The sequence below is a fragment of the Streptomyces altiplanensis genome (genome assembly GCF_053591575.1).
Map to the genome: position 1 here is coordinate 15,508 of NZ_JBSFUB010000006.1, position 13,705 is coordinate 29,212.

General features: G+C 72.3%; 13 protein-coding genes and 1 pseudogene. 5 read left to right on the forward strand and 9 right to left on the reverse strand.

Translation table 11 applies throughout. The features are described 5' to 3' along the window. Positions 1-109: 109 nt before the first annotated feature. Together ACWD0Y_RS04095 and ACWD0Y_RS04100 are read right to left on the reverse strand one after the other, a co-directional pair. The gene (locus ACWD0Y_RS04095; protein ID WP_450258914.1) at positions 110-502 is read right to left on the reverse strand and encodes a cupin domain-containing protein; all 393 of its coding nucleotides are present in this window, start codon (positions 500-502) and stop codon (positions 110-112) included. 638 nt (positions 503-1,140) lie between these two features. Then, positions 1,141-1,683, reverse strand: a pseudogene (locus ACWD0Y_RS04100) (DUF7873 family protein); the annotation flags it as partial. Between the two features lie 70 nt (positions 1,684-1,753). Between ACWD0Y_RS04100 and ACWD0Y_RS04105 the strand changes: the two are divergent. After that, positions 1,754-2,212, forward strand: a complete 459-nt coding sequence (locus tag ACWD0Y_RS04105; RefSeq protein WP_450258915.1) for a hypothetical protein — start codon at positions 1,754-1,756, stop codon at positions 2,210-2,212. A 1-nt stretch (position 2,213) separates the two neighbouring features. After that, a complete protein-coding gene (locus tag ACWD0Y_RS04110; protein ID WP_450258916.1) occupies positions 2,214-2,918 on the forward strand; it encodes a DUF2293 domain-containing protein in 705 nt (234 codons plus the stop codon). Between the two features lie 160 nt (positions 2,919-3,078). Here the strand turns inward: ACWD0Y_RS04110 and ACWD0Y_RS04115 are convergent, their stop codons facing one another. Next, the gene (locus tag ACWD0Y_RS04115) at positions 3,079-4,284 is read right to left on the reverse strand and encodes an SWIM zinc finger family protein (protein ID WP_450258917.1); all 1,206 of its coding nucleotides are present in this window, start codon (positions 4,282-4,284) and stop codon (positions 3,079-3,081) included. Then, the gene (locus ACWD0Y_RS04120) at positions 4,281-7,238 is read right to left on the reverse strand and encodes an SNF2-related protein (protein WP_450258918.1); all 2,958 of its coding nucleotides are present in this window, start codon (positions 7,236-7,238) and stop codon (positions 4,281-4,283) included. The genes ACWD0Y_RS04115 and ACWD0Y_RS04120 overlap by 4 nt, the downstream gene beginning before the upstream one ends. 212 nt (positions 7,239-7,450) lie before the next feature. Here ACWD0Y_RS04120 and ACWD0Y_RS04125 point away from each other — a divergent pair, with 212 nt between their 5' ends. Further along, a complete protein-coding gene (locus ACWD0Y_RS04125) occupies positions 7,451-7,681 on the forward strand; it encodes a hypothetical protein (protein ID WP_450258919.1) in 231 nt (76 codons plus the stop codon). Positions 7,682-7,732: 51 nt separating this feature from the next. Here the strand turns inward: ACWD0Y_RS04125 and ACWD0Y_RS04130 are convergent, their stop codons facing one another. Next, complete coding sequence (locus tag ACWD0Y_RS04130) at positions 7,733-8,248, reverse strand: DoxX family protein (RefSeq protein WP_450258920.1); 516 nt, start codon at positions 8,246-8,248, stop codon at positions 7,733-7,735. 138 nt (positions 8,249-8,386) lie between these two features. Between ACWD0Y_RS04130 and ACWD0Y_RS04135 the strand changes: the two genes are divergently transcribed. Beyond that, positions 8,387-8,644 carry a DUF6343 family protein gene (locus ACWD0Y_RS04135; protein WP_450258921.1) on the forward strand — a complete coding sequence of 86 codons (258 nt, stop codon included), beginning with the start codon at positions 8,387-8,389 and terminating at the stop codon, positions 8,642-8,644. Positions 8,645-8,675: 31 nt separating this feature from the next. Here the strand turns inward: ACWD0Y_RS04135 and ACWD0Y_RS04140 are convergent, their stop codons facing one another. The 4 genes from ACWD0Y_RS04140 to rpsA all read right to left on the reverse strand — a co-directional run bounded on the left by ACWD0Y_RS04140 (position 8,676) and on the right by rpsA (position 12,476). Beyond that, positions 8,676-9,044 (reverse strand): tetratricopeptide repeat protein, encoded by a 369-nt coding sequence (locus ACWD0Y_RS04140; protein ID WP_093803605.1) that lies wholly within the window; start codon positions 9,042-9,044, stop codon positions 8,676-8,678. Positions 9,045-9,120: 76 nt separating this feature from the next. Beyond that, positions 9,121-9,729: a dephospho-CoA kinase gene (gene coaE, locus ACWD0Y_RS04145; RefSeq protein WP_450258922.1), complete on the reverse strand. Its 609-nt coding sequence runs from the start codon at positions 9,727-9,729 to the stop codon at positions 9,121-9,123. A gap of 33 nt (positions 9,730-9,762) precedes the next feature. Beyond that, positions 9,763-10,701: a PAC2 family protein gene (locus tag ACWD0Y_RS04150; RefSeq protein ID WP_450258923.1), complete on the reverse strand. Its 939-nt coding sequence runs from the start codon at positions 10,699-10,701 to the stop codon at positions 9,763-9,765. A 257-nt stretch (positions 10,702-10,958) separates the two neighbouring features. Next, positions 10,959-12,476, reverse strand: coding sequence for a 30S ribosomal protein S1 (gene rpsA, locus ACWD0Y_RS04155; RefSeq protein ID WP_093801358.1), 1,518 nt, complete (start codon positions 12,474-12,476; stop codon positions 10,959-10,961). A 360-nt stretch (positions 12,477-12,836) separates the two neighbouring features. Here rpsA and ACWD0Y_RS04160 point away from each other — a divergent pair, with 360 nt between their 5' ends. After that, positions 12,837-13,703, forward strand: a complete 867-nt coding sequence (locus ACWD0Y_RS04160) for a class I SAM-dependent methyltransferase (RefSeq protein ID WP_450258924.1) — start codon at positions 12,837-12,839, stop codon at positions 13,701-13,703. Positions 13,704-13,705: the final 2 nt, after the last annotated feature.

A 13,705-nucleotide genomic window follows, 5' to 3' on the forward strand; every position in this document is an offset into this window, starting at 1 on the left:
CCCAGGAACAGCACCAACATCGGTATCAGCGGTACGTCGTCCCGGCGGGCCGCAGGACGGTGCCGCTCGCCGGGACCGCGCAAGCCCCGCTCCCGCCCTCACGCGCCGCCTACTCCCCCGCCTTCCCCGTCCCGCCCGTCCCGCTCGTCTCGCACGCCGGCGCGTCGGCGTCGACAGAGAGCGGACTGCCGGTGGGCAGCATGTAGGTCAGGTACAGCACCACAGGCTCACTGCCCAGATTGCGCCCGATGTGCCGGTGCTCGGGTCCGGACGGTTCGATGAAGGACTGGCCCGCTGTCGTCGTCTCGACGGAGCAGTCGTCCAGCGTCCGGGACAGCGTGCCCTTCTGTACGACGGCTATGAGCTGTCCGGGGTGGTGGTGCCATCCGGTGGAGCCGCCCGGGGCGATGGTGATGGTGCGTACGACCACATCGGTGGGCCCCTGGGTCTCCACCTTCATCGTCCCGGCGGAGGTGCCGGTGGCGAGCACCGTGCCGCTCACTCCGCTCCCGGGCGTCGCGAGTGCGGCGGACGGCACCATGCCGAGCGTCGCCAGGCGCCCGTCGAGGACCATGTCCTTGCGCCCCCGCACCTGCCTGCCGCTCCGCACCAATTCCAAGAACCCCCAGAATCCCATGCGAAACCCTCCAACTCCCGGGTACGGGACGGGTGCTCGATCGGAGCCCCCGCCACCGTGATCACTGAAATCGCCTCACCGTATCCGAGACCCACCAGGCGCCCCAGGGGTTGCGCACGACGGCTTCCGGAAGATCGAGAACACGCTCCGGCCGGCTTCGCCCCGGCCGAAAGGACCCGGGGAAAACCGGAGGAAACCGATGGAAAAGGAAGCGGGCCCGGGGGCGTAGCAGGCCCCCGGGCCCTGTGTGATGCCACCTGGTTGATGCGCCGCCCGTTGAAGAGACCCGGATCAGTCGTGATGTCGCCGCGTCCTGCCTTTGGACCACCGCAGATCGAAGCTCTGCGGGCCGGGATCGAACCGGCATCTCGACGCGCATGGGCCCGGGCCCGGTCGGTACGGCGATCGGCGGCGAATGCTGAGTCTGGAGCAGGAGTCCGGGATTGAACGCGGCCCGGTTCCGGTACCGCGCAGTCACGACGAACTTCAGTTTCAGCTTTGCGCTCCTCGCGCACCTCGACCTGCGCCGGGTGCTTGCCGGTCGCCTCGGCCTTCACGTGGTTGCGCGGCACCTTCTTCGTACGGAGCGTCCGTACCGCGTCCGTCTTCCAGTCGTCGGCCGACGGGTCGAGCGTCCACGCCTCGGAAGCATCGAGCACGGGGAGCTTCCGCACGAAGGCGCAGATGTCCGTCAACTGCTTCTCGAGGAAGAGCAGATAGGAGACCGGCACCGCGCTCACGAGCACCCGCCCGTCGACGGTCACATCGGCGCGGGCCTCGCAGTTGGCCCAGTCCTTGGTGGCGGTCACGTCAAACAGCCGGGTCAGCGTCTTCGCGGTCTCGCGCAGGACGTCCTCGGCCTTGACCCGGACCCGCGTGGACTCGGGCGGAAGCTGCTCCCCCTCCTCGTCCTTGGGCTGGTACGTACGCGAGATGCCCGCCGGCAGCGCCGGCTTCTGGAGCCCGTGGCGGGCCGCCGTAAGGTCCTGCTGCGCCTTGGACTTGACGCCTTTCTCCACTGCGATGATCTGATTGAGTTTCGCCACGTCCACGACGCTGACAACATCACCCGCCCGCACTCGAACGATTATTTGGGACTTCCGGGGAGTACGTACCATGGGGACAGCCCTCGTCGCCGTCATAGGCACCCTGCTCGGCTCGGTGGTGACGCACTTCTTCCAGCGCCAGACGGCAGAGCGCACCGCCGCCCTCGCCCGCGCCGAACAGCTCCGCCAGGAGCGGATCTCCGCGTACAGCGCCTTCGCCGGCGCGGTCGTCGACTACCGGCGCGGCCAGAACGACCGTTGGTACCGCCAGGCCGAGGCACCGGGCAGCGACATCGCCGAATCGACCCGCATGGAGTCGTACCGGTTGCGCGTGGCCGCCCGGCAGGCGCTCTACCGCGTCCAGTTGGTGTGCGACGACAACGCCGCCGTGCAGCTGGCGGTCACGGCCTTCGAAGCCACGAACTGCATGCACGAGGCGACGGACGAGGCGGAGCGCTCGCTGCGCTCGGAGGAGGCGCAGGAGGCGGTGCGCGCGTTCATCGCGACCGCGGCGCCGGGGGTCCGCTGACGTGTCCGGCACCGAACCGGTGGTCGTCGTCCCCCTCGCACCGCGCCTCCACTGCGCGGAGTGCCGCCGGGGCCCGCTCCCCCTCCTCGTACTGGAGCACCACGCCCCGTACTGCCTCGACTGCGCCGACCTGGGCCACCTCGTCTACCTCCCACGCGGCAACGCGGCCCTCACGCGCCGGGCCCGCGAGGCCAGTCCGCTCTGGGCGGTCGTCGTCCGCCACAACAGGCGCCGCACCCGGTACGAACGCCAGGGCATCCTCGTGGAGGAGGCGGCCCTGGCCCGCGCCGAGGCCGCCTGCCTCGCGGACGCCGATGCCCGCGCCCGCCGCCGCGAGCGCGACGCCGCACGCCGCGCGGCCGAGGACGTGCGCTTCACCGCCGCCCTGGCCGCCGAGATCCTGCGCCTCTTCCCGTCCTGCCCGCCGTCCCGCGCACAGGCCGTCGCCGCCCACACCTCGGAACGCGGCAGCGGCCGGGTCGGCCGCAGCGCGGCGGGCCGCTCCCTGGACGAGGGCGCGGTGACGGCGGCGGTACGGGCGTCCGTACGGCACGTCGACACGGCGTACGACGCTCTGCTGATGAGCGGTGTACCGAGAAAGAAGGCGCGGGCGAGGGTGGCGGCCGCGATCGACGCGGTCCTCACCGCCTGGCGGACACCGCCGTCGCAGCCGGGACCCGCTCGGACACCCTGTCCCTCCGACTGACCGGACAGTTCGCCCACGTGCACGGACAGAAGCAGTGGAGCAGCGCGAGGATGCCGTCCGGGCAGCGCTCGCGCAGTTCGCGGGCCGGTCGCCTGCCCGGTCTCGCGGTCCCCGAAGTTCAGCGCCGGCGGCGGCAGTCAGTTGGTACGGCTGGGCCCTCTCAGGTGTCGAGCAGCGCGGTGAGTGCGTCCACCGGATCCTTGTCCGGGGTGCCCGTCGGCCACCAGTCGTCCGTGCCGGGGTCCGCTTCGTAGGGGTACCAACGGTCGTCCCGGCCCAGGCGGAGCTGGATGCCGCGTTCCGCGTCGCCGAGGCGGTTGCGGTGAGGGCGCAGGCGGGGGAGGCCGGCGGCGGCCAGGGCCGGGCGGGCCCGGTCGAAGGGGCCGGCCGGGGGGTCCCAGGGGGTTTCGAGGACGGACAGGCCGGTCGGGCCGCCCTGCTGCCAGGCGGCCACCGCGCGGGCCAGGTCGGTGGGGGTGCGGCCGGTCGCACGGGCAAGTGCGGCGTACAGGGTGCGCGTGGCGGCCGTCAGGCCCGAGCCGGGCTGGGCGGCCGCCAGGCGGACCGCGTCCTGCCAGGGCGTGAGCGTCGCGATGGGGTCGGCGCCGCTGGTCAGGAGCGTGTGGGCGCGGGCCGCCGCGTCCGTCACCAGGAGGTCCAGGGTCAGCGGGTCGGGGGCGCCCCGGGTGCCCGGGTACGCGCCACAGGCGTGGCCGGGGTGCGGGGGGACGGGCAGCGGGCCCGGCAGCGGCGGGAGCGTGCGCGGGGCCAGGGCGGCGGCGGCCGGGACACCGGGGAAGGGCGGCGGCGCCGGCTTCTCGCGGACGGAGAGGGCGGCGTTGCGGCGGGCGAGGTCGTCGAGGAGGTCGCGCTCGGCCCGGCCGCGCATGAGGAGCAGGACGAAGGGGTCGGCGTCCAGCAGGCGTGCGGTCTCGTAGCAGAGGGCGGCCGCGTGCTTGCAGGGATGGCCGCGGTCCGGGCACGAGCAGGAGGGAACCAGGTCGCCGGGGGCCGGCAGCAGGTCCACGCCCGCCTCGGCCGCCGAATCCGCCAGGGAGTGCGGCATGTCCTTGTCCAGCAGGGCCGCGATGTGGGCCGGGTTGGCCGCCGCCGTCGCCAGGAACCGCTCCCAGGCCTCGTCGTCGAGTGCGCGCAGGCGGATCTCCGTGCGGTACGGGCGGGGGCGGCTGCCCCGTACGTACGTGACGATCCGGCCCGGCGCCACACTGATGGCGCCGACGTTGCCCTCACTGGCGTACGTACGGCCGCGGGCGAGGCGGGCCGGGTCGAGCGACAGCGCTTCGAGTGCCTCGGTCCAGGCTCTGCCCCACCAGCTGCCGCCGGCCTTGCCGCCGCTCGCGCTCATGCCGGCCTCCGCAGCGAGACCAGGTCGGCCAGCTCGCGGTCGGTGAGCTCGGTCAGGGCCGCTTCTCCGCCGCCGAGGACCGCGTCCGCCAACGCCCGCTTGGATGCGATCAGTTCGGCGATGCGGTCCTCCACCGTGCCCTCCGCGATCAGCCGGTGCACCTGTACGGGCTGGGTCTGTCCGATGCGGTACGCCCGGTCGGTCGCCTGGTCCTCGACCGCCGGGTTCCACCAGCGGTCGTAGTGGATGACATGGGCGGCGCGGGTGAGGTTCAGTCCGGTGCCGGCCGCCTTGAGGGAGAGCAGGAAGACCGGGACCTCCGCGGACTGGAAGCGGTCCACCATCTCCTCGCGCTGGGCGACGGGTGTGCCGCCGTGCAGGAGCTGGGCACGGACCGCGCGGGCCGCCAGGTGGTCGGCGAGCAGGCGCGCCATGGTCACGTACTGGGTGAAGACCAGGACCGAGCCGCCCTCCGACAGGATCGTGTCGAGGAGCTCGTCGAGGAGTTCGAGCTTGCCGGAACGGCCGGTGAGGCGCCGGGTGTCCTCCTTCAGATACTGCGCGGGGTGGTTGCAGATCTGCTTGAGGGAGGAGAGGAGCTTCATGACGAGGCCCCGGCGCGCGATGCCCTCCGCCCCCTCGATGGCCGCCATGGACTCCCGTACGGACGCTTCGTAGAGGGACGCCTGTTCACGGGTGAGGGAGACGGGGTGGTCGGTCTCCGTCTTGGGCGGCAGCTCCGGCACGATGCCCGGGTCGGACTTCTTGCGGCGCAGCAGGAAGGGACGTACGAGACGGGCGAGGCGCTCGGACGCCTCGTCGTCCTCGCCGCTCTCGACCAGGCGCGCGTGGCGGGCGCGGAAGGACTTGAGCGGGCCGAGCAGGCCCGGCGTCGTCCAGTCGAGGAGGGCCCACAGCTCGGAGAGGTTGTTCTCCACGGGGGTGCCGGTCAGAGCGACGCGCGCGGGGGCGGGGATGGTGCGCAGCGCCTTCGCCGTGGAGGAGTACGGGTTCTTGACGTGCTGTGCCTCGTCGGCGACGACCATCCCCCAGGTGTGCGCGGCCAGTTCGGGGGCGCTGGTGCGCATCGTGCCGTACGTCGTGAGGACGAAACCGCCGTCGGGCCCGCCGGCGTCGTGGAGCGTGCGGGCCGCGCCGTGGAAGCGGCGGACGGGCACACCCGGAGCGAAGCGGGTGATCTCGCGCTGCCAGTTGCCGAGGAGGGAGGCGGGGCAGACGACGAGGGTGGGGGCGCTGCGGGCGCGCCGGAGATGGAGGGCGATGACCGTGATCGTCTTGCCGAGGCCCATGTCGTCGGCGAGACAGCCGCCGAGACCGAGGGAGGTCATCCGGTCCAGCCAGGCGAGACCGCGCAGCTGGTAGTCGCGCAGGGTGGCGTCGAGGCCGGGCGGCTGGGGGACGAGCGCTCCCGCGCCGGTGCCGGCCGTGAGGCGGTCGCGGAGCGCGGCCAGGGCGCCCACGGGGACCGCCTCGACCTGTTCGCCGTCGACCTCCGCACTGCCGGTGAGGGCTGCGGCCAGCGCGTCCACCGGCGACAGCAGGCCCAGTTCACGCTTGCGCGCCTTGCGTACGAGCGCCGGGTCGACGACGACCCACTGGTCCCGGAGGCGGACGACCGGGCGGTGCGCCTCGGCGAGCGCGTCCATGTCCGCCTCGCTGAGCGGCTCGCCGCCGACCGCCAGCTGCCAGCTGAAGGCGAAGAGTTCCTGCGCGTCGAAGAAGGAGGTGCCGTCGGTCGCGGACCCGGGCGCGGGACGTACGACCGCGGTGGCCGTGAGCGTACGGGCCAGCTCGCGGGGCCAGTGGACGGCCATACCGGCGGCGCCGAGCCTGGCCGCCGCCGGACCCAGCAGCTCGTACAGCTCGTCCTCCGACAGCGGCAGTACGTCGGGGACCGGGCGGCTCAGGAGGCGGCCGAGCGGTGGCCACACGCGGGCCGCGCGGCGCAGCGCCAGCACCGCGTCGACGCGGGCGCGGGGGCCGAAGCCTTCGCTGCCGCCGCCGGCCCACAGGGCGGCGGCGTCGATGACGTGCGTCGGGTCGGCCAGGCTGTGCACCTGGACCAGGGCCGCGCCCGCCCGGCGCCGCTCTCCGCCGTCCCCGTCGACGGCCCTGCCCGCCTCTTCGTCCCCTCCGCCCCCTTCACCCTCTTCGTCCTCTTCGTCCGGTGGTCCGTGGTCCGTGCTGTCGAAGATCTCGAACTGGGACAGGTCGAGGCGCAGTGACACCCGCACCCCCGCGTCGACTCCGGCCGCGACCTCCGCCGCCCACTCCCGCAGCTCCGGAAGGTGCTGGGCGGCGCGGGCCGCGAAGGGCGCTCCCACGGCGTACGCCGCGGAAGGCGTGCGGGGCAGCAGGTCCGCGACCGCGTCGAGGAACGCCTTCACCAGGGCCTCGGGGTCGGGCAGCTGGAGGGGTGTCCGCCCGGCGAGCGGGACCGCGTGCGCCTCGGCGGGCATGGCCGCGGCGATGGCCCGTACCTGCGCGACGTCGTCGGCGTCGAGCGGCCCGGCACGCCAGGCGTCGTGGTCCCCGGATGTCAGCCCGGGCAGCAGCCGGCCTCGCGCGGCGAGGTGCAGGGCGTGCAGCGCCGCCGCGCCCCAGCAGCGGGCGGCGGGGTGGGCGGCGGGATCGTGGCGGGCCCTGACCAGCAGCGGCAGCGCGTCGGAGAGGGGGAGGAGAACGGCGGGCACGGTGTGGCGGCGTACGGCAGTGCCCCGGCTCCCGTGCCGCCGTACGACCGTGATCTCCGCGGATGCCTCGGGCAGCGCGGAGGTTTCGGAGCGTGCGGAGGTGCCGGGCAGCGCGGAGGTTTCGGAGCGTGCGGAGGTGCCGGGCAGCGCGCCGCCCTCGGGGGCCCAGAGGGCGATCCTGCCTTCGCGCGGCAGCTCGGCGGGGAGGAAGACCGCGGCGCGTCGTCCCGTGCCTGCCATCGCTTCACCCCCCGTCCCGCACATCCCGCGTCCCGCTCGGCGCGTCCGTCTCCGTCCACGTGCGAGTCTACGGCCGGGGTCTGACACCGGTTCCCGGGTGACGCCGCGGGGGCGCGGAGGGCGCAGGGCGGGGGACGGCGTGTGCATGAACATCGCGGGACGAGGCACCCGGACCGGGCCGATCCGGTCGTCCGAGAGAAGAGGAGCCCCCCATGACCGAACACCGCGACAAGCCCGCCACCGCCGCCGACGAGCTCGCGCAGGAGATCAAGCAGTCGGGGCCCCACACGGCGGAGAGGGACCCCGCCCGCGGGGAGGTCGACGGCGAGGGCGGCGACGCCCTGTCGCCCAACCTGGGCGCCCAGGAGTCCGCCCACCGCCACGACGAGCACGACGAGCGCGACGGGAAACACGACGAGCACGGGAAGCGGCGCGGGCACTGAGACCGAGACCGAAGAGGACACCGCTGGACAAGTGCCGTGGTCCCGCCGCCGTCAGAGCCGTCCGTGCGAAGGCCGGCGACGCACCAGCGCGGCGAACTCCGCGCTGTGGTGGCGGCGGGACCAGGCGATGGCGGCGAGCGGCACCAGCAGGACCAGCGGCGTCGCGGCGTTCTCGCCGTCGAAGACCATCAGCTGGGTGACGAACGCCCCGGCCATCAGCGCACCGAGAGCGAGCGCCGCCACTCCGGACAGGACGGGGATCAGCAGCGCGATCGCACCGGCCAGCTCCAGGCCCCCGACCAGGTACATGAACCAGTCGCCGAAGCCGATCCTGTCGAAGCTCTCCGCCGCCGAGGAGTGACCGACCAGCTTGGGACTCGCGCTGGGCACGGCGAAGAACACGGCCAGCAGGATCTGAAGGACGCGCACCGTGATCCGTACGCGCCGGCCCGGCGTGGCCGGTGCCTCACCCGGCACCCGGGATGCGGCGGGCGCGGTGGGCGCGGTGGGCGCGGTGGGCGCGGTGGGCGCGGTGGCGGTTGCGACGGTGTTCGTTGCGTCGGACATCGTGGTCTCCCCTGGAAGCGGTGCTCCGTGTGTTTTCACGGATACAGACCGCGCCGCGTCCCGGAACTCATCGCCGGACGGCCTGCGAACCTCCGGACCGGGTACGCGCCTGTGGGGAAGAGGCGATCGATCATGATCATGCGCACCGGAAGTGAACCGAGAACCGCACGCAGTCCCCTCCGCATGCGGCTCTGGCTGAGCCTGTGGGGCCTGCTCTGGGCCGTCGGCGGAACAGTCGCCTTCGCGGCCGCCGGCCGCACCGGCTGGGCCGTCGCCTGCGGCTGCCTCGCCGTCGTGGTCACCGCGGACCTGGTGATGGTCGTGCGCCACCTCCGTCAGGGCGCGCACTACCAGCCCGGCCGCGACATCCCGCCGTACGATCCGCCGCACCCGTGAACGCGGGCGGCCGCGCGGCCGCCCGCCCGTCTCACTCGTCCGCGTCGAACCGCGCCGCCGCCAGGTACTCCGGCTTCGGGTCGAGCGCCGCCGCCAGCCTGAAGTGGCGTTTCGCCCGGTCCCCGCGCGAGGCACGCTCGTAGGTGCGCGCGAGGGCGAAGTGAGCGAAGGCGTTGTCGGGCTCCCGCTCCAGTACGAGCTGGAACTCGAGCTCGGCGGAGCGCAATTGGGCCGACGCGAAAAAGGCACGGGCGCGCAGCAGCCGAGCCGCCGTGTTCTCCGGATGGGCCGCTATGACCGAGTCCAGGAGCTTCACGGCTCCGCGCGGATCACGCGCGGCCAGCAGGTGCTCCGCCGCGCGGTAGTCGATGATGTGGGTTTCCGGGCTGCTTTCGGGCACGCTGGAATCCTTCCGCTCGCCCCTCATCCTTTCCAACCGCCCCGGCAGCATGCCGTATTCCACCTGCCGCCTTCCGTCAGGAGGCCGGCCGGGCGGCCCGTCGGGTCAGTTCCGCCCAGACCTCGCGCACCTGCGGCTCGAGCGCCGTCAGCGGTCCGTCGTTGTCGATCACCAGGTCCGCGATCGCCAGCCGCTGCTCCCGCGTCGCCTGGGCGGCCATCCTGGCGCGCGCCTCGTCCCCGGTCATGCCGCGCAGCCGTACGAGCCGGTCCAGCTGTGTCTGCGGGGACGCGTCCACGACGACCACCAGGTCGTACAGGGGCGCCAGGCCGTTCTCGGTGAGCAGCGGTACGTCGTGGACGACGACGGCGTCCGGGCCCGCCCCGCCCTCCAGCTCCGCCGACCGGGCGCCCACCAGCGGGTGGACGATCGCGTTCAGCGTCGCCAGACGGGCGGCGTCGGCGAAGACGACCGAGCCGAGTCTCGGACGGTCCAGGGCCCCGTCCGGGGTGAGGACGTCCTCGCCGAAGGCTTCGACGACGGCCGCGAGCCCGGGCGTTCCGGGCTCGACGACCTCCCTCGCGATCTTGTCGGCATCGATCAGCACGGCCCCGTACGAGACGAGCAGCCGCGACACTTCGCTCTTTCCGGCACCGATTCCGCCGGTCAGGCCCACTTTCAGCATGCGCGGAAGCCTAGACGAGTGACCTGGACGGGCCTAGACGTCACCCTCCCGCTCCGCGAGGAAACGTTCGAATTCGAGGCCGATCTCGTCGGCCGACGGCAGATCGACGGGTTCGGCGACCAGGTTGCCCCGCGTCACCGCACCCGCCACCGCGTCGTACTGGTGCTCCAGGCCCTGTACGAGTGAGACGAGCTCCTCGTCGCCCTCGCCCACCTGCCGGTCGATCTCGTCCTGGGTGCGCCTGGCCTCCGTACGCAGCGCGTGCGCGATGCCGGGCAGTACCAGGCCGGTCGCCGCCGTGATCGCCTCCAGGGCGGTCAGCGCGGCGTCGGGGTACGAGGAACGCGCGACGTAGTGCGGCACGTGCGCCGCGACGCCGAGCACGTCGTGCCCCGCTTCCTCCAGCCGGAACTCGACGAGCGCCTCCGCACTGCCGGGCACCTGCGCCTCGTCGAACGGGCTGCGGTGGCCGGGCATGAGGTCGGTGCGGTTGCCGTGCGGGGTGAGGCCGACGGGGCGGGTGTGCGGGACGCCCATCGGGATGCCGTGGAAGTTCACCGAGAGGCGCACACCGAGCCGCTCGACGATCTGCCGTACGGCGAGGGCGAACCGCTCCCACTCCACGTCCGGTTCGGGGCCCGAGAGCACCAGGAAGGGCGCCCCGGTCGCGTCCTGGACGAGCCGGACGTCGATCTCGGGCGCCTCGTACTCGGACCACTTGTCGCGCCGGAAGGTCAGCAGCGGGCGGCGGGCGCGGTAGTCCACCAGCCTGTCGTGGTCGAACCTGGCCACGACCTGGTGGGGCAGGGTGTCCAGCAGCTTCCCGACGATCTGCTCGCCGGTCTCGCCCGCGTCGATGTAACCGTCGAAGTGGTAGAGCATGACCAGTCCGGCCGATTCCTGCGCGAGCGCCGTGTCGACGGCGGCCACACCCTTCGGCTCCCACGCGTACAAATCCTGCGGATCAAGCACGATTACCGCTCCTCCTCGTGTTCCTACGGAAGAACGTGCCGCGGGGCACAGGCATTCCCGCCCGCGCCGTCTTCTCCGGCGGGCTCCGCGAGAGGCTTCGTGGCGCTTCCCGGCCGGGGGCGGCCGCTCCTGGGCGTCCTCGGCCGGAGGACCGGGCAGCCGCCCGAGCGGTGGGCGCGGGGCGGGCATGAGCAAGGCCCGCCCCCCGTGGGGGGCGGGCCTTGCTTTCAGCCGGTTACCAGCTGGAGGTCAGAGCGTCAGCTCTGGCCGCCGGCCAGCTTCTCGCGGAGCGCGGCCAGGGCCTCGTCCGACGCCAGGGCGCCGGAGTTGTCCGCCGACTCCGAGGAGTAGGAGCCGCCGCCACCGCTGCCGCCGGAGGCAGCCGGGGCGCCACCGGCCGGGGCAGCAGCGCCCTCGGCAGCAGCGGCCTCGTCGGCCTCGCGGGACTTGATGACCTGGGCCTGGTGCTGCTCGAAGCGCTGCTGCGCCTCGGCGTACTGGGTCTCCCAGGCCTCGCGCTGGGTCTCGTAGCCCTCGAGCCAGTCGTTGGTCTCGGGGTCGAAGCCCTCGGGGTAGATGTAGTTCCCCTGGTCGTCGTACGACGCGGCCATGCCGTACAGCGTCGGGTCGAACTCGACCGAGGCCGGGTCGGCACCGAAGGACTCGTTGGCCTGCTTCAGCGAGAGGCTGATGCGGCGGCGCTCGAGGTCGATGTCGATGACCTTGACGAAGATCTCGTCGTTGACCTGGACGACCTGCTCCGGGATCTCCACGTGGCGCTCGGCCAGCTCGGAGATGTGGACCAGACCCTCGATGCCCTCGTCGACGCGCACGAACGCACCGAACGGAACGAGCTTCGTGACCTTACCGGGAACGACCTGCCCGATCTGGTGCGTACGGGCGAACTGCTGCCACGGGTCTTCCTGCGTCGCCTTGAGCGACAGCGAGACGCGCTCGCGGTCCATGTCGACGTCGAGGACCTCGACGGTGACTTCCTGGCCGACCTCGACAACCTCGGAGGGGTGGTCGATGTGCTTCCAGGAGAGCTCGGAGACGTGCACGAGACCGTCGACGCCACCGAGGTCCACGAACGCACCGAAGTTGACGATCGAGGAAACGACGCCGGAGCGGACCTGGCCCTTCTGCAGGGTCGTGAGGAAGGTCTGACGGACCTCGCTCTGGGTCTGCTCGAGCCAGGCACGGCGGGACAGGACCACGTTGTTGCGGTTCTTGTCCAGCTCGATGATCTTGGCCTCGAGCTCCTTGCCCACGTAGGGCTGGAGGTCACGGACGCGGCGCATCTCGACGAGGGAGGCCGGCAGGAAGCCACGGAGGCCGATGTCGAGGATGAGACCACCCTTGACGACCTCGATGACGGTGCCGGTGACGATGCCGTCCTCTTCCTTGATCTTCTCGATCGTGCCCCAGGCGCGCTCGTACTGTGCGCGCTTCTTGGACAGGATGAGACGGCCTTCCTTGTCCTCCTTCTGGAGAACAAGAGCCTCGATCTCATCGCCCACGGCGACGACCTCGTTGGGGTCGACGTCGTGCTTGATGGAAAGCTCGCGGGAGGGGATGACGCCTTCGGTCTTGTAACCGATGTCGAGCAGGACCTCGTCCCGGTCGACCTTCACGATGACGCCGTCGACGATGTCGCCGTCGTTGAAGTACTTGATCGTCTCGTCGATCGCGGCGAGGAAGGCTTCCTCGTTACCGATGTCGTTGACCGCTACCTGCGGGGTGGTGGTGGCGGTGGTCTCGGTGCTGCTCGTCATGTGGGTAAGGGCTCCGGTACGGACAGTAAGTCGTAGGTACTGCTACGCCGGGAGCCCGTATCGGCACCTGCTGACGCCGGGCAGCCTAGGAGGCGCGATTCCGCATGACGGAAACGCCTCGACAACCGAGGGGACATACAACCGGTGCAAGCGCAGCCTGCTCTGTCTGAGGTGCGCAGGCTCGCAGCGCAACTTGTAGCATACGGGGGCAGCCGGGCAGGGTCAATGCGCGAAGGCGCACACCCGGGGCGGAACCTCGCATACCCGGCACAACTAAGGTTCGGCGAGGCCACAACGGCCGCACCGCACTCTGCAGCTACAGGTTCGACGGAGCCTACGCAGACGAGACAGACGGGCGCAATGAGCCACAGCAAAGACGCCACAGACGCTTTCGAGGCCCTCGACACCTACGTCCCGGACGGCGCGGACGAGGGGGAGGCGACCCGGCGCCAGGCCTCGGAGGCCGAGAGCAGCCGGGCCAGCCGGGGCTGGTGGGACCGCAACGCCGACGAGTACCAGAGCGAACACGGAGCGTTCCTCGGTGACGACCGTTTCGTATGGGGCCCGGAAGGGCTCGACGAGGCCGCGGCCGGTCTGCTGGGCCCGGCGGCGTCCCTGAAGGGACTCGACGTCCTGGAGATCGGCGCGGGCGCCGCGCAGTGCTCGCGCTGGCTCGCCGCGCAGGGCGCGCGTCCGGTGGCCCTGGACCTCTCCCACCGGCAGCTCCAGCACGCCCTGCGGATCGGCGGCGGTGTTTCCGGCGTGCCCCTGGTGCAGGCGGACGCCGGAACGCTGCCCTTCGGGGACGCGTCCTTCGACCTCGCGTGCTCGGCGTACGGGGCGGTGCCGTTCGTCGCCGACCCGGCGGAGGTCTTCCGCGAGGTACGGCGTGTCCTGCGGCCCGGCGGGCGGTGGGTCTTCTCCGTCACGCACCCCATCCGCTGGGCCTTCCCCGACGAGCCCGGTCCCGAGGGCCTGTCGGTCGCCGCCTCCTACTTCGACCGCACGCCCTACGTCGAGCAGGACGACCAGGGACGCGCGGTCTACGTGGAGCACCACAGAACGCTCGGTGACCGTGTACGGGACGTGGTGGCGGCCGGCTTCCGCCTGGTCGACCTCGTCGAGCCGGAGTGGCCCGCCTGGAACACCCAGGAGTGGGGCGGCTGGTCCCCGCTGCGGGGAAACCTGATCCCGGGAACCGCGATTTTCGTGTGCGTACGAGACTAGGG

Excerpts from the sequence above, each read along its gene's own strand:
- ACWD0Y_RS04135 (WP_450258921.1), top strand. The coding sequence starts at position 8,387 with ATGCGCACCGGAAGTGAACCGAGAACCGCACGCAGTCCCCTCCGCATG.
- rpsA (WP_093801358.1), bottom strand. The coding sequence starts at position 12,476 with ATGACGAGCAGCACCGAGACCACCGCCACCACCACCCCGCAGGTAGCG.
- ACWD0Y_RS04115 (WP_450258917.1), bottom strand. The coding sequence starts at position 4,284 with ATGAGCGCGAGCGGCGGCAAGGCCGGCGGCAGCTGGTGGGGCAGAGCC.
- coaE (WP_450258922.1), bottom strand. The coding sequence starts at position 9,729 with ATGCTGAAAGTGGGCCTGACCGGCGGAATCGGTGCCGGAAAGAGCGAA.
- ACWD0Y_RS04120 (WP_450258918.1), bottom strand. The coding sequence starts at position 7,238 with ATGGCAGGCACGGGACGACGCGCCGCGGTCTTCCTCCCCGCCGAGCTG.
- ACWD0Y_RS04130 (WP_450258920.1), bottom strand. The coding sequence starts at position 8,248 with ATGTCCGACGCAACGAACACCGTCGCAACCGCCACCGCGCCCACCGCG.
- ACWD0Y_RS04125 (WP_450258919.1), top strand. The coding sequence starts at position 7,451 with ATGACCGAACACCGCGACAAGCCCGCCACCGCCGCCGACGAGCTCGCG.
- ACWD0Y_RS04160 (WP_450258924.1), top strand. The coding sequence starts at position 12,837 with ATGAGCCACAGCAAAGACGCCACAGACGCTTTCGAGGCCCTCGACACC.
- ACWD0Y_RS04105 (WP_450258915.1), top strand. The coding sequence starts at position 1,754 with ATGGGGACAGCCCTCGTCGCCGTCATAGGCACCCTGCTCGGCTCGGTG.